This is a genomic window from Tuberibacillus sp. Marseille-P3662 (assembly GCF_900178005.1).
GTDB lineage: Bacteria > Bacillota > Bacilli > Bacillales > Sporolactobacillaceae > Marseille-P3662.
Genome location: NZ_FXBS01000006.1, coordinates 1,924,163 through 1,945,287, shown reverse-complemented (window position 1 = coordinate 1,945,287; position 21,125 = coordinate 1,924,163). Strand labels below are relative to the sequence as shown.

The 21,125-nt window shown below is 42.6% G+C and carries 20 protein-coding genes; 18 read left to right on the top strand and 2 right to left on the bottom strand.

Annotated features, from left to right (window positions below):
- Positions 1-102: 102 nt before the first annotated feature.
- From B9Y89_RS18195 to B9Y89_RS18170, 6 genes are all read left to right on the top strand, one after another.
- The gene (locus B9Y89_RS18195) at positions 103-1,386 is read left to right on the top strand and encodes a sugar ABC transporter permease (protein ID WP_085524590.1); all 1,284 of its coding nucleotides are present in this window, start codon (positions 103-105) and stop codon (positions 1,384-1,386) included.
- A 1-nt stretch (position 1,387) separates the two neighbouring features.
- Positions 1,388-2,230 (top strand): sugar ABC transporter permease, encoded by an 843-nt coding sequence (locus B9Y89_RS18190; RefSeq protein ID WP_085524589.1) that lies wholly within the window; start codon positions 1,388-1,390, stop codon positions 2,228-2,230.
- A 54-nt stretch (positions 2,231-2,284) separates the two neighbouring features.
- A complete protein-coding gene (locus B9Y89_RS18185; protein ID WP_085524588.1) occupies positions 2,285-4,660 on the top strand; it encodes a glycoside hydrolase family 31 protein in 2,376 nt (791 codons plus the stop codon).
- Positions 4,661-4,693: 33 nt separating this feature from the next.
- Positions 4,694-5,713: a LacI family DNA-binding transcriptional regulator gene (locus B9Y89_RS18180; protein ID WP_085524587.1), complete on the top strand. Its 1,020-nt coding sequence runs from the start codon at positions 4,694-4,696 to the stop codon at positions 5,711-5,713.
- Positions 5,714-5,880: 167 nt separating this feature from the next.
- Entirely contained in the window at positions 5,881-6,168 is a 288-nt protein-coding gene (locus B9Y89_RS18175) for an AbrB/MazE/SpoVT family DNA-binding domain-containing protein (RefSeq protein ID WP_085524586.1), read from the top strand.
- Positions 6,165-6,593 (top strand): PIN domain-containing protein, encoded by a 429-nt coding sequence (locus B9Y89_RS18170; RefSeq protein WP_085524585.1) that lies wholly within the window; start codon positions 6,165-6,167, stop codon positions 6,591-6,593. Before B9Y89_RS18175 ends, B9Y89_RS18170 begins: the two co-directional genes overlap by 4 nt.
- A 55-nt stretch (positions 6,594-6,648) precedes the next feature.
- Here the strand turns inward: B9Y89_RS18170 and B9Y89_RS18165 are convergent, their stop codons facing one another.
- Together B9Y89_RS18165 and queD are read right to left on the bottom strand one after the other, a co-directional pair.
- A complete protein-coding gene (locus tag B9Y89_RS18165; protein ID WP_254901291.1) occupies positions 6,649-7,389 on the bottom strand; it encodes a 7-carboxy-7-deazaguanine synthase QueE in 741 nt (246 codons plus the stop codon).
- The gene (queD, locus tag B9Y89_RS18160) at positions 7,382-7,855 is read right to left on the bottom strand and encodes a 6-carboxytetrahydropterin synthase QueD (protein ID WP_085524805.1); all 474 of its coding nucleotides are present in this window, start codon (positions 7,853-7,855) and stop codon (positions 7,382-7,384) included. Before queD ends, B9Y89_RS18165 begins: the two co-directional genes overlap by 8 nt.
- Before the next feature lie 255 nt (positions 7,856-8,110).
- Here queD and B9Y89_RS18155 point away from each other — a divergent pair, with 255 nt between their 5' ends.
- The 12 genes from B9Y89_RS18155 (at position 8,111) to B9Y89_RS18100 (ending at position 21,098) form a co-directional block, all read left to right on the top strand.
- Positions 8,111-8,578, top strand: a complete 468-nt coding sequence (locus B9Y89_RS18155; protein ID WP_085524584.1) for a hypothetical protein — start codon at positions 8,111-8,113, stop codon at positions 8,576-8,578.
- A gap of 223 nt (positions 8,579-8,801) precedes the next feature.
- On the top strand, positions 8,802-9,575 hold the full coding sequence (locus B9Y89_RS18150; protein WP_085524583.1) for an SDR family oxidoreductase: 774 nt from the start codon (positions 8,802-8,804) through the stop codon (positions 9,573-9,575).
- 115 nt (positions 9,576-9,690) lie between these two features.
- Positions 9,691-10,104 (top strand): acyl-CoA thioesterase, encoded by a 414-nt coding sequence (locus B9Y89_RS18145; protein ID WP_085524582.1) that lies wholly within the window; start codon positions 9,691-9,693, stop codon positions 10,102-10,104.
- Positions 10,105-10,115: 11 nt separating this feature from the next.
- Positions 10,116-11,177: a phosphotransferase family protein gene (locus B9Y89_RS18140; protein WP_085524581.1), complete on the top strand. Its 1,062-nt coding sequence runs from the start codon at positions 10,116-10,118 to the stop codon at positions 11,175-11,177.
- Positions 11,178-11,918, top strand: a complete 741-nt coding sequence (locus B9Y89_RS18135; RefSeq protein WP_085524580.1) for a 2-phosphosulfolactate phosphatase — start codon at positions 11,178-11,180, stop codon at positions 11,916-11,918.
- A gap of 388 nt (positions 11,919-12,306) precedes the next feature.
- Positions 12,307-13,119, top strand: a complete 813-nt coding sequence (gene iolB, locus B9Y89_RS18130) for a 5-deoxy-glucuronate isomerase (RefSeq protein ID WP_085524579.1) — start codon at positions 12,307-12,309, stop codon at positions 13,117-13,119.
- A 12-nt stretch (positions 13,120-13,131) separates the two neighbouring features.
- Positions 13,132-14,136, top strand: a complete 1,005-nt coding sequence (gene iolC, locus B9Y89_RS18125; protein ID WP_085524578.1) for a 5-dehydro-2-deoxygluconokinase — start codon at positions 13,132-13,134, stop codon at positions 14,134-14,136.
- Between the two features lie 46 nt (positions 14,137-14,182).
- Positions 14,183-15,643, top strand: a complete 1,461-nt coding sequence (locus B9Y89_RS18120) for a CoA-acylating methylmalonate-semialdehyde dehydrogenase (protein ID WP_085524577.1) — start codon at positions 14,183-14,185, stop codon at positions 15,641-15,643.
- 503 nt (positions 15,644-16,146) lie between these two features.
- The gene (locus B9Y89_RS18115) at positions 16,147-17,622 is read left to right on the top strand and encodes a sugar porter family MFS transporter (RefSeq protein ID WP_085524576.1); all 1,476 of its coding nucleotides are present in this window, start codon (positions 16,147-16,149) and stop codon (positions 17,620-17,622) included.
- A gap of 214 nt (positions 17,623-17,836) precedes the next feature.
- Positions 17,837-18,682: a sugar phosphate isomerase/epimerase family protein gene (locus B9Y89_RS18110; RefSeq protein ID WP_176222286.1), complete on the top strand. Its 846-nt coding sequence runs from the start codon at positions 17,837-17,839 to the stop codon at positions 18,680-18,682.
- Positions 18,683-18,849: 167 nt separating this feature from the next.
- On the top strand, positions 18,850-19,860 hold the full coding sequence (locus tag B9Y89_RS18105; RefSeq protein ID WP_085524574.1) for a Gfo/Idh/MocA family protein: 1,011 nt from the start codon (positions 18,850-18,852) through the stop codon (positions 19,858-19,860).
- A 56-nt stretch (positions 19,861-19,916) separates the two neighbouring features.
- On the top strand, positions 19,917-21,098 hold the full coding sequence (locus tag B9Y89_RS18100) for a Gfo/Idh/MocA family protein (protein WP_085524573.1): 1,182 nt from the start codon (positions 19,917-19,919) through the stop codon (positions 21,096-21,098).
- Positions 21,099-21,125: the final 27 nt, after the last annotated feature.

Genomic DNA, 21,125 nt, shown 5'->3' with positions numbered 1-21,125 from the left:
TTGAAAGTGAATGGCAGTGTCTCATCGTCCACGAGATACTGCTTCCCACTTTAAATGTTTTATTTATCGTCAAAATGAAGGCAGAAGGGAGCTCGTAGTTCGATGGGACTAGAAAAGACCAATACGAGACATCGAAAATCTGCATTAGCATTGTCGGTTATTCCGGGCCTTGGACAATTTTATAATCGTCAGTTTGTTAAAGGGTTCATATTCCTTATATTGGCATTATCCTTTTTTGTAGCGTTCCACGATATCATTAATATCGGCTTATGGGGAATCGTTACTTTAGGTGTAGAAACGCCACGAGATCATTCCATTTTTCTATTAGTTAAAGGAATTATTGCTCTTATTGTTATCATTTTAGGGCTGGGTGTCTATGCCATTAATTTAATTGATGCCTTCAAGAACGGTAAGAAACGGGATTTGAAAATGAGGTTAGGGTCGCTTAAAGAACAATACAGAAATGTTGTTGATACTGGCTTTCCTTACCTCATGTTGTCACCAGGTTTTTTATTACTGATTTTTGTGATTATCTTTCCGATTCTTTTTGTGGTGCTTCTTTCATTTACAAACTATGATTTATATCACACACCACCAGGAAATCTAGTCGATTGGGTCGGTTTTCAAAACTTTATTGACATTTTCGGACTTGATCTTTGGCGGCAAACGTTTGTGGATGTGTTTGCATGGACCATTATTTGGACTTTGTGTGCAACAACACTTCAAGTTGCGGTTGGCATTTTCTTGGCAGTACTGATGAATCAAAAGGATTTGAAGTTCAAGAAACCGATCCGGACCCTTTTTATTTTACCTTGGGCGATTCCGGCGTTTGTCTCAATCCTTGTCTTTGCCGGGATGTTTAACGGTACGTTCGGGGCCATAAACAACCAACTTCTGGAACCTTTAGGCATTGGTCCAATTGAATGGTTGCTGGATCCGTTCTGGACGAAGGTTGCGTTGATTATGATTCAAACATGGCTTGGCTTTCCATTTATTTTTGCAATGACAACAGGTGTACTGCAGTCCATTCCGGATGAACTGTATGAAGCAGCAACGATGGATGGTGCTTCGTTGTGGCACAAATTTCGCAACATCACGTTGCCTATGATCTTGTTTGCAACAGCGCCAATCATTATTACACAATATACGTTTAATTTTAATAACTTTAATGTCATCTTCTTATTTAACGGTGGTGGACCTGCTATTCCAGGCTCAACTGCTGGATCAACCGATATTTTAATTTCTTGGATCTATTCATTGACATTAGAATCCGCCCAATATGCAAAGGCGGCTGCTATCACGATGGTTCTTTCAGTGATTGTCATATCGATCGCTCTTTGGCAGTTTAAGCGAACGAAGTCATTCCAAGAAGAGGATATGATGTAATATGAATATGAAAACGCAAAAATTCATTCGACTGACACTTTCTTATATGACTATTCTCGTGGTGATTGCGATCGTCTTATACCCTGTGTTATGGATTATAGGATCGTCACTGAATCCCGGAAACAGTTTGTCAGGTGCTTCAATGATACCGAGTGATGCAACTTTTAAACACTATATAGAACTGTTTAATACTGAAAAAAGCAATTACTTGCTTTGGTACTGGAACACGTTGAAAATCTGTATCATTACGATGGTTGTAGCGGTAACAATGATTGCCTTAATGGCTTATGCTTTCTCCAGGTATCGCTTTCACGGTCGTAAATACGGATTAATGACTTTTTTGATTCTACAAATGATTCCGAACTTCGCAGCTTTAATTGCCATTTATGTCCTGGCATTAGTCACTGGCTTACTTGATACGCACTTTGCACTGATTTTGCTCTATGTCGGCGGTTTGCTGCCGATGAACACATGGCTTGCCAAGGGCTATTTTGATACGATCCCGAAGGAATTGGACGAGTCGGCAAGAATGGACGGTGCCGGTCATTTAAGGATCTTTTGGCAAATTGTTTTGCCACTTGCGAAGCCCATTCTTGCTGTTGTTGCATTGTTTAGTTTTATTACACCGTTTACTGATTTCATTCTTGCGGGGATTATTTTATCAACTGAATCAAAATACACGCTTGCCGTGGGGCTTTATGCATTAGTTGCCGATGATTTCGGTGCTGAATTCACGAAATTTGCGGCAGGTTCTGTGCTAATCGCCATTCCCATTGGGTTGTTATTTTTATCATTACAAAGATATTTAATCTCCGGCCTGACAGCTGGGGGGACAAAGGGATAGTCCAATGATATGACCACTATTTAAAGAGATAAATAGACAGGAGTGGAGACAATAATGGAAGACACAAGTTTTGCGATCCATCCAGGCAATAAAAAAGAAATGCCAAGTCAATATCAAGACATTGGCAACATTAATAACTTTAAACAAGAAGAAAATGATGTTCATATCATTTGTGAACGAGGGTATGTGACCATCCGCTTTTACCGGCATGATATTGTACGCATTGTTATGAATCCTTTCGCGACACCATCAATGCAGAGCAGTTTAGCGCTTGTCAAACAACCTGAAGACGTGATACCTGTTGTTCAGGACATGCAGAATGCATTGACTGTAGTTAGTGATGAATTGAAACTAACGATAGACAAATATCCGCTGAGAATCTCAGCTTACGACGTTAATGATCGTCCACTTGTCATAGAAAATGATAAGGGAATGGCCTTTAATGAAAAGGGGAAGGTCATTTGCTTTAAAGAAATGAATCCTGACGACCACTTTTACGGTTTTGGTGAAAAGGCGGGTTTTCTGGATAAACGCGATGAGAAATATACGATGTGGAATACGGATGTGTATGCACCGCATAATCCTGAGACTAATGCGCTTTATCAATCGATTCCCTACTTTATGACGCTTCGTGACGGTCAAGCTCATGGTATCTTTTTTGATAATACCTTCAAGTCGGTTTTTGATATGAAAAGCAAAGCGGATGAGTATTCCTTTTCAGCTGAGGGGGGTGACATCGACTATTACATTTTAGCCGGTCGGACACCCAAAGATGTTCTTGAGCAATATACCGATTTAACGGGAAAAATGCCGATTCCGCCTAAATGGGCCCTTGGTTATCACCAGTCACGCTATAGCTATAAGACGGAAGCAGAAGTTCGTGAATTGGCTGATTCTTTTATAGAAAAAGGCATTCCACTTGATGCCATTCATTTAGACATTCACTACATGGATGGCTATCGCGTCTTTACGTTTGATAACGACCGATTTCCTGATCCGAAAAAACTCGTTCAAGATTTGAAAGAAAAAGGAATCCGGACGGTTCCCATCGTGGATCCAGGTGTCAAAGAAGATCCTGAATATGGTCTTTACCAAGAAGGTATACTAGGGGATCTATTCTGCAAGTATCTTGATGGTCGTATCTTTTTTGGAGATGTTTGGCCGGGGAACAGTGCTTTTCCTGATTTTACGAATCAAGCTGTTCGACGATGGTGGGGTCAGAAACATCAATTTTATACGGACTTAGGCATTGAAGGTATATGGAATGACATGAATGAACCTGCTGTTTTCAATGAAACGAAAACGATGGATGTTAAGGTGATGCACAATAACGATGGTGATTTGAAGACGCATCGAGAATTGCACAACGTCTATGGTTTATACATGGGTGAGGCAACTTATCATGGGATGAAATCGCTTTTGTCTGGCCATCGCCCGTTTCTATTAACACGTGCTGGTTATGCTGGGGTCCAACGGTATGCGGCTGTTTGGACGGGAGATAATCGCAGCTTTTGGGAGCATTTGTCAATGGCATTGCCCATGTGCATGAATCTGGGACTATCTGGTGTTGCTTTTGCCGGTCCTGATGTTGGAGGGTTCGCCCATGACTCATCAGGTGAGCTGTTAGCGCGGTGGACGCAGTTCGGTGCTTTCACACCGTATTTCCGGAATCACAGTGCTCTTGATTTTGCCAGACAAGAGCCGTGGTCTTTTGGAGACAAATACGAATCTATTATTAAAAAGTATATTGAGTTGCGTTACAAATGGCTGCCGCATTTGTATACCTTATTCCAGAAAACGAGTGAAACAGGCATTCCCGTGATGCGCCCCTTATTCATGGAATATCCGCAGGATGAGAACACGTATAATCTTTCTGATCAATTTATGATCGGAAGCACGGTTATTATTGCACCAGTATTAAAGCCTGATACGAATCATCGGGTTGTCTATTTACCTAAAGGTCAGTGGTATGATTACTGGACGGATCGTCAATACGAAGGCGGCCAACATTGGTTAATAGAAGCGAACTTAGACACACTTCCAATCTTTATCAAAGCGGGTTCAATTGTACCTCATGGGGACATTAAGTCATCAGCGAATGTTGCGGATCAACAAATCAAGTTTCATATTTATCCTTCCACGGGTGAGGATTTAAGTTATACACTATATGATGATGATGGAGAAACCTTTGGTTATCAAGATGGTCTTTCCATAGGGCTAGATATTGATTGTTGTTTTGAGGAAAATTCAGTTAAAATAGATGTGAATAAAAGGATAGATCGCTTTCAACCAGCATGGAAGGAACTATTGTTTGAGATTCATCAGCTAACAATAGCCAATATTTTTTATAATGGTTCCCACATGAATGAAAGTGAACTGACATTTGACAATAAAACCAATACAACAACTTTTAGAATAGCACATAGATAATCGTGTCACTTTCGATCTGAGGGGGAGCACTGCATGGGAGTTACTATTAAGGATGTCGCAAAAACAGCAAATGTTGCACCATCAACTGTTTCAAGAGTCATCGCAAACAATCCTAGAATCAGTGAGGCAACAAAAACTAAAGTAAGGGAAGCCATGAACAAGCTGGGTTACCATCCAAATTTTAGTGCGAGAAGCCTTGCTAATCAGAATACACAGGCTATCGGTGTTGTCATGCCGAGTTCAGGGAATAAGACATTTCAAAATCCGTTCTTCCCGGAGGTCATTCGTGGCATTAGTGCGAAAGCCCACGATCATCAGTTTGCTCTTTACATGACAACGGGCAATTCAGAACAAGAGATATTAGACGGTGTTATCGACATGGTACAAGGTCGGCGTGTGGATGGGATTATCCTTCTGTACTCACGTGTGAATGATCAAATTATGGCTTATTTACAGGAGAGCGATCTTCCATTTGTGGTGATTGGAAAGCCATATCAAAATGTCGAGGGCATTACTCATGTAGACAATGACAATATTGGAGCGGCCAAACAAGCTACGGAGTATTTGATTCAGAGGGGGCATCGGCAAATCGGATTTGTCGGAGGCGACCTTGATCTCGTGGTAACAGTGGACCGTTTACAGGGTTATCAAAAGGCGATTGAACGATCCGGACTGAGTTATAACGGTGATTATGTTGTTCATGGTGAATTTCTAGAAGAAGGCGGACGGCAGGCCGTTAATCAATTGCTATCCATTTCTGAGCCTCCAACAGGGCTTGTTGTTACCGATGATTTAATGGCTCTTGGCATATTGAATGCTTTAAATGAAATGGGGGTTGACGTTCCACACGACATGTCTGTTGTTAGCTTTAACAATGTCATGCTGGCAGAATTGTCGACCCCATCCCTGACCTCTGTAGGTATTAATATTTTTAGTCTTGGCTTTGAAGCGGTTAACTGTTTAATAGAGAAGATTACTGATCCTGAAACGGAACCAAAACGTATGATGATTCCGTATGAGGTTATTGAAAGGAATTCTGTTCATTCAGGATAGTGATATTCAGCATTTTTTAGGGATTTTCCGAGGGCGACAGAGGATGTTCCATGGCCAAGATGGCTTTGGAGCATCCTTTTTATTTAAGTTGAAAAAGTGAGAGTTATTGTTTGTATTACCTTAAGTAATACTATATAATTGTAATACATCAGAGGGAGGTAATAGCAATGGGTGATTATCATATCTCAGGACGGATTACAAGTAAGGGGCAGGTCACCATTCCAGCTGAAATACGTAAAGAATTAAATCTAGAAGAAGGGGACCGCATTCAATTTGTTCATGAAGGGAGTGCCCTATATAATATTCAGACTGTGAAAAAAAAGTCACTGAAAGATGTCGTTGGTAAGCTGCAGACAAACCAATCCACTATTTCTAGCGAATCAAAGGACGTGGTCTATAAAAAGATGGCAGAAGCCAATTTATTAAAGGATCTAGATGAGGAGAACCGCCAGTGAAACAAAAGTTAGCCATTGATACCAATATTATTATTAGATTGTTAACAGGAGATCCAAACAAACTTTTTAAACAAGCCGAGCAGCTCGTGCAGGAAGTTGAGAAAGGGGTTCTATCGTTCTATGTCCCGTCAATGATTGTGGCTGAATCGTGTTGGGTTTTAGAGTCTTATTATAAAGTCTCAAAGAGGGAAATAGCGGATACCTTAATAGAATTTCTACAGTCAGATGGGGTGGAAGTGGAGGAACCCTGGATCATTAATGCTCTAAACGATTTCGCGGATAACAATGTTGACTTTATTGATGCCTATCTTGCTAAAAAGGCCCAGGGCAGTGGTTTAAACGTCATAACCTGGAATGAAAAGGATTTTCGAAGGTTGAAGTGTGAGTTCTATACTCCAAATAATCTTCTAGGTTCAAAGAAATGAAAATAGGCCCCTATCACCCCAGTATATTGACATGATAAGGCCCTCGAAAATTTGATTATACGCCGCGTGTGTCCGGATGCCAGATCACTTTGTGCATTTGCATGCTGAGTTTGGCATTGGGCATAGGTTCAGCTAGCATCTTTTGTACTAAAGTTTGCGGATGCATAGTGTCCCAAACCGGACTTAGCAGTACTTGTCCGTACCCATGATATTGGTCAATGATTTGCTTCGTATAACTAAAATCTTCATCACTACCAATGACAAACTTCACTTCATCAATGTCTGTGAGCAGATCAAAATTGGTGTGGATCATTTTGCTTGTTTCACCAGAGTCTGGGAGTTTGTAGTCCATCACAAATCGAACTTTTTCATTGATGTGAGCATTGGTATGCCGCATATGTTCATAAGGGGTTAAGTCGATGGCGCCATTGGTTTCAATATGAATATCTTGAATATGATCAAGGTCCGCCATAGCTTGCAGAAGGGCAGCTGACTTTTCACGATGGATCAGTGGCTCGCCGCCGGTAAAACAAATGCGTTGACTGGAAAACTGGCTGATCCGTTCAATAATCTCCGCAATCGTCGCCTCATATTCAGGCTTATCCGGTGCGTAACTATAAGGGGTATCACACCAACTGCATCTGAGATTGCAATGAAACATCCTAACAAACACTGTCGGAAAGCCTTGTCCTGTGCCTTCACCTTCGATCGTTTCAAAGATTTCCACCATGGGTAGTTTCCACTGAAGATATTCTGATGAGACGGGCAATTGCCATTCTGTCATTGTTTTAGGCATGATCCATCATCCATTCTCTTTTGATTGTTGCCGAGCTTGTGGGTGTCTCATACAGAGTGACTTCTTCTAAACGTAAGCCGTTGGTTGCAGGCCCTGACTTTTCAATCTCCAACGCCATCGTCTCCCACATCCACACAACTATGTTTTCTGCGGTTGTATTCATGGGTGGTAGAGCTTCATTCAGATATCGGTGGTCTAACCGGTTGGCGATAGCTGCTTGGTATAACTGCTTTAACTCACCAAAATCGATGACCATGCCGATATCATTTGTATAACCACTCATTGTGAGCACGACCTCATAAGTATGACCGTGCATGTTCTTACACTTGCCTTCGTAAGCATGCAAGTGGTGTGCGGCATCAAACGTAAAGGTCTTGGTCACAGCCACGCGTTTTTGGTGATATTTCAACTCATCACGTTGGATATCCGCCCCCAGCTGCTGGGCCTTTTCTGGTATTTGGTACATAAGTTTTTCGACTCCAATCGGATTGGAAGCCAAGAAAACAGCAAACTCCCCCCTTAAAAGTTAAAGGGGAGGTGTTTGTATCTTCATGCTTCACAATCTCCCTAGTTTTTTTAAAAGAGGTGGGAATTTCGAACTCTTTCGGTCTATTATAACAGAAAAATGGTGGTATATAGGGTCACATTTTTTGTAATGATTGTCACGTTTAAATCATCAAATTAGGGAAAAAATGATAACAAAACAAAAGGAGGTAGCTTGATGAGAAAATTATCCTTTCTAATGTTATCATTATTGCTGATTGTGGGCGTTATAGCAGGTTGTAGCTCGGATCAACGTGATGAGAATTCCGGTGAGGTTCAAAGTCAATCTAAAGAAGCACAACCCGTGGACAATTCTGTCAATGAAGGCAAAAAAGTTGATCTGGTCAAAGGAACAGAAACAGTTCTTACGATTGTTCAAGAATTAAAGCAAACAATCGAAACGTCCCCACAGGCGTATAGTCAAATCAATGCAAAGGGAAAAAAGATTGAAGAAAACTGGGATCGGATTGAAAAACAGGTCGAGGAACGATACCCAGACGACTATACGAATATTGAAGAAAGTTTGTATCCATTAATCGCGGAGGCCAAAAAAGACCAACCGAATGTCGATAATTTGCAGCGTTTGGTCGAAGAAACCATCGAAAAGCTTAAACATTTTAAAGAGCAAGTGTCATCGGATTCTTGAGCAACGCATACATAAGGAGATGACCAGCCAAAAGAGAAGCATCTACGGGTGCTTCTTTTTAGATTGTTTTAGAATCAGTTGCCCCATTGAGGCATTGAAAATTGCAAAAATATATAATAAAATAACATTAACCAACCGGTCAGTATGATGCGAAATGAACAGGTTCATACAGTCATGAAATAGTCAAAAATGTTTATGTATTAAAATTAGAGGGGGAGCTAGGATGCATATTAATGAGTTGTTTAACCTTTCAGGAAGGAATGCGATTGTGACGGGTGGAGGCAGAGGGCTTGGCGAACAAATGGCTATCGCTCTTGCTGAAGCGGGTGCTAACGTCGTTGTCTGTTCACGGAAATTAGAAGCCTGCGTTGGCGTTAGCGAAAAATTGAAAGCGCTTAATGTGAAATCAATCGCCTTAGCGTGTGATGTTACAGATCCGGATGCGGTAGAACACGTGGTTCAGACGACGGTTGATGAGCTCGGTTCCGTTGATATTCTTGTTAATAATAGCGGAGCTTCATGGGGCGCACCCGCGCTCGAAATGCCGCTCGACGCTTGGCAAAAAGTCATGAATGTCAATGCGACAGGAACCTTCTTAATGACACAAGCTGCGGGCAAGCGCATGGTTGACCAGGGTGGTGGCAAGATCATTAACATTGCATCGATCGCCGGATTGCTTGGGACGGATCCAGAGGTGTTGAATGCCGTCGGTTACCATGCGAGTAAAGGCGCTGTCGTCGCCATGACCAAAGATTTTGCCGTCAAATTAGCGAAAAATAATGTCCATGTCAATACGATTGCACCCGGATTTTTTCCGACCAAAATGACCAAAGTCGTGATTGAACAAGGTAAGGATAAACTACTCGATTACACACCGCTGGGTCGGCTCGGCAACGATGATGATGTTAAAGGGGCCGTCGTTTATCTCGCTTCCAAGGCGTCTGACTATGTGACCGGTCATGTATTGACCATTGATGGCGGCACGCATGCGATGTAGAGAGTATCTCGCCAAATCAGAAGGGAATCTCGCTAAATAGGGTGATAATCCCGCCGATCCAGACGATAATCCCGCCAAATTAAGATTGATAATCAATCAAAAGGAGGAATGATGGGTGCAACATGAAACAGAATTGAAAGTTCGTTTTGTAGAAACGGATGCTATCGGTCATGTGAATAATGTAAGCTATTATATTTATCTCGAACAGGCAAGAATCGAATTCTTGGAATCACTCGGGACTGCCATGACCATTAGCGATTGGAAGTTTGTCGTCGTTCACATGAATCTTGACTTCGTGGGTCAGTCCTATTTTAACGATCGGCTTAACGTCACGACAAACATTAGACGCATCGGAACGAAAAGTTTTACCTTGGTTCACCGGATCTACCGTAAAGAGACAGGGGAGACCGTTGTAGAAGGAGAGGCTGTTCTCGTTTACTTTAACTTTGATACACAGGAAAGCGAATCTATGCCTGAGTCGCTAAAAAACCAGTTAATCCCGTATCAACGTTCCCGGGAAACGGTATAGGGGGGGATCGTATGATGCAATCAGACATCATTCAAGTGAGAGAAGGGGAAGAACTCGACACCGCCAAATTGGAAGCTTATCTCCGTGATCACTTTGCCTTAGATGGAGAGCCACTTGAAATTCGACAATTTGCCTCCGGCCGCTCTAATCTCACCTATTTACTAAAGATAGGCCGCTGGGAAGGAGTCCTAAGACGGCCGCCGCTCGGACAAGTGGCCCCTAAGGCTCATGATATGGGCCGCGAATTTCGAGTGCTCAGTCACTTGCATTCGGTCTATCCATTGGCACCCGAACCGTTCGTCTATTGTGATGATGCATCCATCATCGGCCGTCCGTTTTTTATTATGGAACGTCGCCGCGGCGTTGTTTTAGATGCGGTCGAGGATGGGGCGCAGTTAACCTCTGAACAGGGTCGTCACCTATCAAAAACGTTTATTTCTAGTTTGGCGGAACTCCATTCAATCGATTTGGGTGAATCAGGATTAGATAACATTGGCCATCCAGACGGATTTTTGGAACGCCAGATTCACGGGTGGATCAAGCGCTACGACAAGTCAAAGACGGATAATGTCAAAGGTGAAGAGGCGCTTAAACGATGGTTAGTTGACCATCTGCCTGAGTCTCAGAAACCAGCGATGATTCACTATGACTATAAGTTTAATAATGTTATGTTCGATAAGGATCTGAAGCATATGGTCGGGATTTTTGATTGGGAAATGGCCACTGTAGGGGATCCGTTAGCTGATTTGGCCTGTACCTTAAGCTATTGGGTGGAACCCGGTGATCCTGACTTTTTGCGATATGGCTTCGGTCATGAACCGATTACCGTTCGTTCCGGCTTCTTGTCCCGACGTGAATTAGTCGAAACGTATGCTAAGAAAACAGGCCGCGACGCCAGTCATATGAACTATTATTTAACATTCGCTTATTTTAAATTAGCCGTGATTTGTCAGCAGATCTACTATCGTTGGAAAAAAGGTCAGACACAAGATGCGCGTTTTGCCGGGATGGGTGACTTTGTCCATCGTTTAATTGATCATGCGAACCATACGGCTGAAAAGGGTCAATTATAGATGGCAGGCAAAATTCATCTCATACCGAACAAAGAGGCACTGGACCCTGACCTGTTAGAGGGAAAAATAGCGGTTGTCTTTGATGTCCTGCTAGCCACAACGACAATGGTTACTGTGATGGAACATGGTGCAAAAGAAGTTATTCCTGCCTTAAATGACACGGAAGCACACCGATTAGCTGCTGAAAGGGATATTAAAATGATTGCCGGAGAATTCAACGGACGCACCGTTGATGGATTTTTAGATCCAAGTCCGACTGATTTAAAGGACAAAATCGAGGGGCAGCGACTGGTTCTGTCAACGACGAATGGCACGGTGGCGATTCGAAAGTCACAGCAGGCGGACCATATTTATATCGGTTCATTGTTAAATGCCCAAAGGTTAGCCCAGCACATGGCTGATGATCATAAAGACAAGACAATTCTATTGGTTTGTGCCGGTTCCGGTGGCACATTTGCGCTCGAAGACTTTTATGGAGCAGGGTGTTTTTTATATGAATGCATTCAGGCTGGCATGACTTGGCGGATGACAGATGCGGCGTTGTCTGCGTATATGTTTTATGACAGTTATAAGAACACACCGTTATCTGTTTTGCGCAGGTCACGACTTGGCCGTCTCATGGTTGATCAGGGGTATGGGCATGAACTTGAATGGGCCGCTCAAGTCAATCAATTTCAAGGCGTTCATTGTTTTGCTGATGGTCAAATGATAGATCTACAAAGAAGCAATCGTCATGTTTGATGTTGAAGGAAAGGGACAGGTGGAGAGGCTTTAGTTAGACGCTATACTTCGAGAATAAACGCCTTCTGCGTAAATGAAGAACCGATTGTTGAGAAGCTGTTAGCATGATGCTGACAGCTTTTTTTGCATGTGTTGATGGGTGTTCAAGGTCTTCAAATAAGTATTGAATCAGTGACCTATGACAAGGGGACCGTTTCAGACGTGAACCAAGGTTAACTCAAAAAATTATCTATTAAATCATAAAAAACACTTTAATTTTTGAATGTTAAGTTTTATAATGGAATAAGTTAAGCGCTTTCCCCATCCTTTTCGACGGTATTGAAAATCGGCACATTGACAACATGCCTGTTATTACGGTTTCTAAAATTTTGCAAGGGAGGACCTTTCTTTGGCAAACTTAATCGTTCCAAGCGGAAATCCGGATGAAAATGGTCAAGTTTTAAGAGTGACGCCGGAATCAGCCAATTGGAAGTATGTCGGATTTGAAGTCTATTCATTAGAAAAAGGAAAAACCATTCAAGATGAAACAGAGAACAATGAAGCCTGCATTGTTATTTTGAGTGGTAAGGCCAATATTGCTACGCAAAATGAGCAGTGGAACAATCTCGGCCATCGGATGAACGTATTTGAGAAAACACCTCCATATTCTGTCTATGTTCCGTCCAGCGACAGCTTTTCGGTTGAAGCTTTGACTGACCTTGAAATCGCTGTTTGTCTGGCTCCAGGACAGGGAACTTATGAAGCAAGATTGATTGCTCCAGATGATGTTGGTGTGGAACATAGAGGCGCAGGTCATATGCAGCGGCAAGTTCATAATATTTTACCAGAACAAAATCCAGCAGACAGTTTACTAGTTGTGGAAGTGTTCACGCCGGATGGAAATTATTCAAGCTATCCCCCGCATAAGCATGATGAGGATCGTCTCCCGGAAGAATCTTATTTAGAAGAAACCTATTATCATAAAATCAATCCTGAAAGCGGATTCTTGTTTCATCGTGTCTACACGGACGATCGTTCATTGGATGAAGCCATGGCCGTTCATCATAATGAGACGGTGCTCGTTCCAAAAGGCTACCATCCAGTCTCTGCACCTCCAGGCTATGACGTCTACTATCTTAATGTGATGGCAGGACCGGTACGAACATGGCAGTTTACGAATGATCCTGATCATGAATGGCTGTTTGAAAAAATGAACAAGTAGGTGAGAGAATCGATGACATTATTCAATTTTCCGCAAGACCGTGAGATGGATTTAATAGGCGTCGGCCGATTATGCATTGACTTAAATGCGAATGAAATTCACAGGCCGATGGAGGAAACGCAAACATTCACCAAATATGTTGGCGGTTCACCAGCCAACATTGCGATTGGTCTCTCGAATTTAGGTAAAAAGGCGGGATTTATCGGTCGTGTGTCCGATGATCAGATGGGCCGCTTTATTCAAAACTATCTCGCTGATCGCCATATTGATACATCAAATGTGGTAACAGATCAATCAGGTGCGGTAACGGGATTAGCTTTTACAGAAATCAAAAGCCCGACGGACTGCAGCATTCTCATGTATCGTGATAATGTAGCTGATTTAAAGCTCCATCCCAATGACGTCAGTGAAGCCTATATTCAAAAGTCAAAGGCTTTACTCATTTCGGGAACCGCTTTATCACAGAGTCCATCCCGGGATGCAGTCTTTCTAGCCTTAGAATATGCTCGTAAACACAATGTCATTGTGTTCTTTGACATTGACTACCGCCCCTACTCCTGGACCGATGAGCAGGAAACAGCAATTTATTATAGTCTGGCTGCAGAGAAAAGTGATGTTATCATTGGCACGCGAGAGGAATTTGACCTTATGGAAATGTTTTATAACAACCCAGAGAACGCCGACAAGGTCACAGCGAATCGCTGGTTTGGCTATAATGCCAAATTGGTTGTCATCAAGCATGGTGAGGAAGGTTCGATGGCCTACACTAAGGATGGCGAAACGTTTGAAGGCGCTATCTTTCCTGCTGACATTGTCAAAACATTTGGTGCAGGAGATGCCTATGCGTCGTCATTGATCTATGGATTAATGGAAGGCTATACGATTCCGGAGGCGATGGAGTTAGGGAGTGCCTCAGCGGCAATCGTGATTTCCAGCCATAGTTCGAGTGATGCGATGCCATCAGCTTCTCAAGTGAAACACTATGTCCATAAATATAAGTCGAAGTCATTGAAATAGTTTCATATGGTCAATCGAGGACCATGACTCCAAAGGAGGAAATAACATGACAACGAATACTGAAGTCACAACTATTCAAAATTTTGTGGGGGGTCAGTGGGTCGCATCAACTTCCGGTCAAACAGACGTTGTCCCCGATCCAGCAACGGGTCAACCGTTAGCATACGTACCGATTTCATCAAAAGAAGACACAGATCAAGCTGTCCAGGTTGCCAAAGAAGCCTTCCGGACATGGAGCAAGACACCTGTACCTAAGCGGGCTCGTATTCTATTTAAATATCATCAATTATTGGTTGATCACTGGGAAGAACTTGCTGAAATTGTGACGAAAGAAAACGGAAAAAGTTACAAAGAGGCCTATGGTGAAGTGCAACGCGGCATTGAAAATGTCGAGTTTGCCACTGGGGCTCCCAATCTTATGAAGGGCGAGCAATTACCGGATATTGCAACAAACATTGAATCAGGGATGTATCGTTATCCTGTCGGTGTTATTGGCGGTATCACACCGTTTAATTTTCCAATGATGGTGCCATGCTGGATGTTTCCGCTAGCGATTGCCTGTGGCAATACGTTTGTATTAAAACCATCGGAACGGACCCCGCTTTTAGCCAATCGTTTAGCTGAACTTTTACAGGAAGCGGGTTTGCCTGAAGGTGTGCTCAATATCGTTCACGGTGCGCATGATGTCGTTAACGGTTTGTTAGAACATCCAGACGTACCAGCGATTTCTTTTGTTGGTTCACAACCGGTGGCCGAATACGTCTATAAGACAGGAACGGCCAACGGTAAACGCGTGCAAGCCTTAGCGGGTGCCAAAAACCATACGATTGTTATGCCGGATGCTGATCTTGATACAGCGATTCCGCAAATGATTGGCGGTGCCTTTGGTTCAGCTGGTGAACGTTGTATGGCGAATTCAGTAACCGTGGCTGTCGGTGACATTGCTGATGAGCTTTTGGATCGTTTGGTCAAAGCCGCCGATGACATCAAAATCGGTCATGGTTTGAATGAAGATGTCTTTCTAGGGCCAGTGATTAGAGAAGGGCACAAGGAACGGACACTCGGTTATATCAAAAAAGGCGTTGAAGAAGGCGCAACATTGGTCCGTGATGGACGAAAAGATATCGAGCAACTTGAAGATGGCTATTTCGTCGGACCAACCATTTTCGACAATGTCAATAAAGATATGGCCATCTGGCAAGATGAAATATTTGCGCCTGTTCTATCCATTGTTAGAGTCGAATCGTTGGATGAGGCAATTGAACTGGCAAACGCCTCTGAATTCGCCAATGGTGCGTGTCTATTCACCCAAGATGGCAGTAACGTTAGACAGTTCCGGGAAGAGATGGATTCAGGGATGTTAGGCATTAACCTTGGAGTACCTGCGCCTATGGCTTTCTTCCCATTCTCGGGTTGGAAAAAGTCGTTTTATGGTGATTTGCATGTGAACGGTAGCGACGGTGTTGAATTCTATACGAGAAGGAAAATGGTTACCGCTCGTTGGTAGTAGGAATATTGTTCTAGTTACAGAAAAATAATAGCTTTGGCATGGGGCTGTTCTAAGGTGGACAGCCTCGTTTTCCTATAAAAAACTTCTAACATAGAGGCTAATAAATTTTCTAAAAATAACAAACTCACTATTGAAAAACAAGATAACATCATGTACGATAAAATTAATTAAAGCGCTTACTTCTTTTGCAAAAGCATTGATTTAGGCGCTGGATATAGGTCTTTGACGATTGATAATTCCCATAATTGGAGGATCGATGCTTTCAATTTAAAAAGGAAGAGAGGGATTCATGTTGATGAGATGTTAGCGTCCTTGTCAATTTATTTTTGGCATTTAGGTTAAGCGCTATCCCTAAAGTGAAGGTCATGACTCCATCGAATGGTATCTCCGGATTTAGTGACCTTAAATTCACCATTTTAAACTTTGAAGGGGCGTTCGCCGATTTTTTTTGAAAACGCTATCAATATTTGAAAAAACATGGTTGAAGGAGGAGTAGTGATATGAAAAGACAGGAAAAGGATGGTTCTGACATTGGGAACTTAGCCACAGATCCTGTAGGATCAAAGGGTACTGATAATAAACGTAATCATAAAGCATTTTTGCGTACTATTATGATCATCTCGACATTCGGAGGTCTTCTCTTCGGGTATGACACGGGTGTCATTAACGGTGCCCTGCCTTACATGTCTCAAGCAGGTCAGCTTAATCTCAACGCGTTTACGGAAGGCCTTGTTACGAGTTCACTGCTTTTTGGTGCTGCGTTCGGGGCCGTATTAGGCGGACGTTTGTCAGACCGTAGTGGCCGTCGTAAAAACATCCTGTACCTCGCAGTGGTGTTCTTTATTGCAACACTAGGATGTACGCTTGCGCCAAACGTGACTGTGATGGTGATCTGCCGTACTTTGTTAGGGATTGCTGTAGGAGGCGCATCTGTCATCGTACCGACTTATTTAGCTGAGATGGCACCAACAGAGCGCCGGGGCCGGATGGTAACCCAGAATGAACTGATGATCGTTACCGGGCAATTATTAGCCTTCACCTTTAATGCTATCCTAGGTAACACACTTGGCGATAGTGACCATGTTTGGCGATTCATGTTGGTCATTGCCACATTGCCGGCGGTTATCCTGTGGTTCGGCATGCTGATCTTACCAGAGAGTCCGCGCTGGTTTGCATCAAAAGGAAAAATTGGAGACGCTTTGCGTATCCTCCAACAAGTACGTGAGGAAAATCAAGCTAGGGCGGAACTCAGTGAAATTAAAACGGCTATCGCAGAAGAGTCGCGAATGAAAAAAGCAACCTATAAGGATCTCACTGTGCCATGGGTCCGTCGCATCGTTGGTATTGGAATTGGCATTGCAATCGTGCAGCAAATTACGGGTGTTAACTCTATAATGTACTACGGTACTGAAATTCTCAGAAATGCTGGTTTTGGCACAAAGGCTGCTCTTATAGGTAACATCGCCAATGGCGTTATCTCGGTGTTAGCAACATTTGTCGGCATCTGGCTCCTTGGAAAAGTAGGGCGTCGTCCAATATTGCTGACCGGCCTGATAGGAACGACGTCAGCACTGCTACTTATTGGGATATTCTCACTCTTGCTTAACGGGAGCGCAGCACTTCCATTTGTTGTTCTTTCTTTGACCGTTACATTTCTTGCTTTCCAACAAGGTGCCATCTCACCGGTCACATGGTTGATGCTTTCGGAAATATTCCCACTGCGGTTACGAGGTCTTGGGATGGGGCTCACTGTGTTTTGCCTCTGGATAACGAACTTTTTGGTTGCTACAGCGTTTCCAATATTACTCGATTTGACCGGTCTGTCTACAACATTTTTTATCTTTGTCATTTTGGGGCTTGGAGCCATCGCATTCGTGAAAAAATATTTGCCAGAAACTAAAGGACGTACCCTAGAACAGCTAGAACGTCACTTCCGTTCTTATGATGTTCAAGGGAATCGGAAAGCCACAAGATAGGATATATGACAATGAAAAGAAAATAGGCGTATAGTATCAATTCAGCCTCTTGACTTATTTCCGAAAGATCTATAGCATTTTGTTCTTTGGATCTGAAATATCCATAAAATTAGATTAAGCGCTTACTTGAAAAACTCATTTCACTTCTGAACAAACTATTTTTTTAAAGAATATGAAACCGCTTTATACGAATGAAAGAGAGGAGACCCCATTTATGAAATTAGGATTGAATGGCTCAACAACAGACCAATGTACACTGGAAGAGGACATCGTTGTTGCAGATCGGGCAGGCTTTGACATCTTAGAGCTTCGCACTTATAAGCTTAATGCCTATTTTGAACGACATTCTTTGGAAGATTTAGCTGGCGCCTTTAAGCAATCGCAAGTGCAGCCATACGCAATAAATGCGATTGAGTTTTTTAATCTAAAATCTGAAGGGGAAAAAGAACAAGTTCTTCAGGAAACAGAACATTGGTGTCATATTGCTTCGGCTATTGACTGTCCTTATGTTATCGCTGTTCCAAGCCCGTTAACGGATGGTGTCAGTGATGAATATATCATAGCGGATACCGTACAAATGCTAGGAGACATGTCTGACATTGCCTCCCGTTATAACGTCAATCTGGCCTTTGAATTCATTGGATTCGACAATTTTTCGGTTCGAACGTTATCAATGGCTAATCAAATTGTGCAGGTAGTCGACCGCGAAAATATCGGTCTAGTGGTTGATGCCTATCACTTTTATACTGGCGGGTCAACGCTTGAATCAATCACTCAAGTCGACCAAGACAAACTCTTTATCTTCCATATTAATGATGCTGAAGATGTGCCCACGGAACAGCTTACAGATGCTCATCGTCTGTTTCCAGGACTGGGTGTGCTACCATTACTTAATATGGGGCAGGCTTTACAAAAAATTGGATATGATAAGATGATGAGTCTTGAATTATTCAGGCCCGAGTATTGGAAAATGGAAAAACAGGACTTGGCTGACGAATCGATGCGTCATGTCAAAAATGCTGCGGATAAAATGTTTGCAAGGACAGAAGCAAATAAATGACGTGATCCAGGCCTGCTTACCGGCGGGTCTTATTTATTGGTCGTTGGCGGAACAGAAGCGTTGTAGAAAAACAATAAGAATTATAAAAGTTCACTTGAAAAACGTAAAAACTTCATTTAGAATTAAATTAAGTTAAGCGCTTACCCTTATCGAAAAGAGGAGATAACATGGTAAAAGTCAAAGCAGGGATTTTGGGGGCTGGAGGTATTGCGAAAGTGCATACCGCTAATTTAAAAAATGATGAAAGAGTCGATATCATCGGCGTTGCTGATATTTTTAAAGATAAAGCCGAAGCCTTAGCTAAAGAAGCCGGTGAACATGTGCATGCCGTCGAATCTTTGGAAGAATTATTTCAATTGGGTGTTAATACGGTATATGTCACAACGCCAAATACGACGCATGTCGAGCCTGTGCTCAATTGTTTGGAAAATGATATTAATGTATTTAGTGAGAAACCCATGGCTACTTCTTTAGCTGAAGCGGAACAAATCAAAGAAGCCGCTCAGAAATCCAATGGTATTTATAACCTTGGCATGAATCGTAGATATGCTTATGTGTACAAAAAGGTTAAAGACTTGATTGCAACTGAAGAAGTGACCCCTCATATGGCCCTTTTTAAAATGAATCGCGGAGAGTTATTAAACCCAGCATGGACAGCTGATCCTAAAGCTACTGGCGGATTTCTCTATGAAACCCCTTTTCATCTTATGGACATGTGCCGCTATTTATTTGGAGAAGTGGAAGCGGTTAAATGTGAAGCAAGGCAAAATATATCGGAGGCTGAATTAGATGATTTTGCCATTCTATTGACTTTTGAAACCGGAACAATTGTTACGTTTGTAACGTCCGCTCATTCTGGTTGGAGCTTTCCATTTGAAAAAATTGAAGTGTATGGTAAATATTCCACGATTGAAACAGAAGAACTCGAAAAGGTTATGTATGCACCGGGTCTTAAGCAAAAAGCTGAAATTGATGATTATTTCCAAGTCCCGTTTGAAGAGAAATGGGGATATATAGAAGAAGATCAATTATTTATTGATGCTATTATCAATGGGACAAAACAGCCAGTTACGGCAGAGGATGGCTATTTGTCGACTCAATTGCTAGAAAGTATTTATGAAAGTGCAAGGACGGGACAACAAATTGACTTGCGATCCGTATCCAGATCTTCTAAATAAAGTTACGAATCTAATGTAATCGCTTACCATGAAATAAGAAAGGGCAGGTGTTTCCCATGGGAGGGAAGGATATTCGGGTTGGTATGGTTGGCTATCAAATGATGGGCAAGGCACACAGCCACGCTTATCGCGATGTGCCGTTTTATTTTGATACTGATGCAACACCCAAGCTTCAAGCCATTGCCGGGCGCGACGAAGAAAAAGTCGCATCGGCAGCGAGTAAAATGGGATGGTCCTCGTACGAGACTGATTGGAGACGTTTGATTGAACGGGATGATATCGATTTGATCGATATTGTCACACCTAATAATACTCATGCCGATATCGCCATTGCTGCAGCTGAAGCGGGCAAGCACGTCATTTGTGAGAAACCATTGGGATTAACTTTGGAACAATCTCAAAAGATGCTGGATGCCGTTAAGAAGACCGGCGTGGTTAATATGATCTGTCATAATTATCGGTTTGCACCGGCTGTACAATGGGCTAAGCAACTCATTGATGAAGGGCGATTAGGAAAAATCTATCACATTAGAGCCACCTTTTTGCAGGATATGCTTATGGATCCCAATTTCCCTCTCATTTGGCGATTAAAAAAGGATGTTGCTGGATCCGGAACCCTTGGCGATCTTGGTGCACATATCATTGATTTGGCCCGTTTTTTGGTCGGGGAATTGAGTGAAGTGACAGGAATGACAGAAACCTTTATTAAAAAACGTCCACTTGGTGGCATGACCAGTAACTTAAAACCTGAAATTGAAAGTCATGAGTACGGCGATGTTACGGTCGATGATGCGGTAGCTTTCCTAGCTCGATTTGAAAATGGCGCCTTAGGCACGTTTGAGGCAACACGATACGCTAGGGGTAATAGGGCTGGCAACCGTTTTGAAATTAACGGTGAAAAAGGGTCCGTTCGCTGGGATATGGAAAATATGAACAATCTACAAGTCTATCTAGAGGATGACGAACGAGGCTTGCAAGGGTTTCGAACCATTAACTGTACGGAAGAAGAGCATCCTTTTGCCGGAAATTATTGGCCTGCTGCTCATATTATGGGTTACGAGCATACCTTTATTAATTTGATGTCGGAATTAATGAATGGTATCGCTAAGGGTGACAGTCCTGAGCCTCATTTTGAAGATGGCGTTAAAAACCAAGCGGTGTTGGAAGCTGTTGAGACATCAGCAAGAGAAGGTCAATGGGTCGACGTTTCTAAGCTGCTAGATGCTGTGAGATTATAACATTAATTTTGTATACGGGTTAAGCGT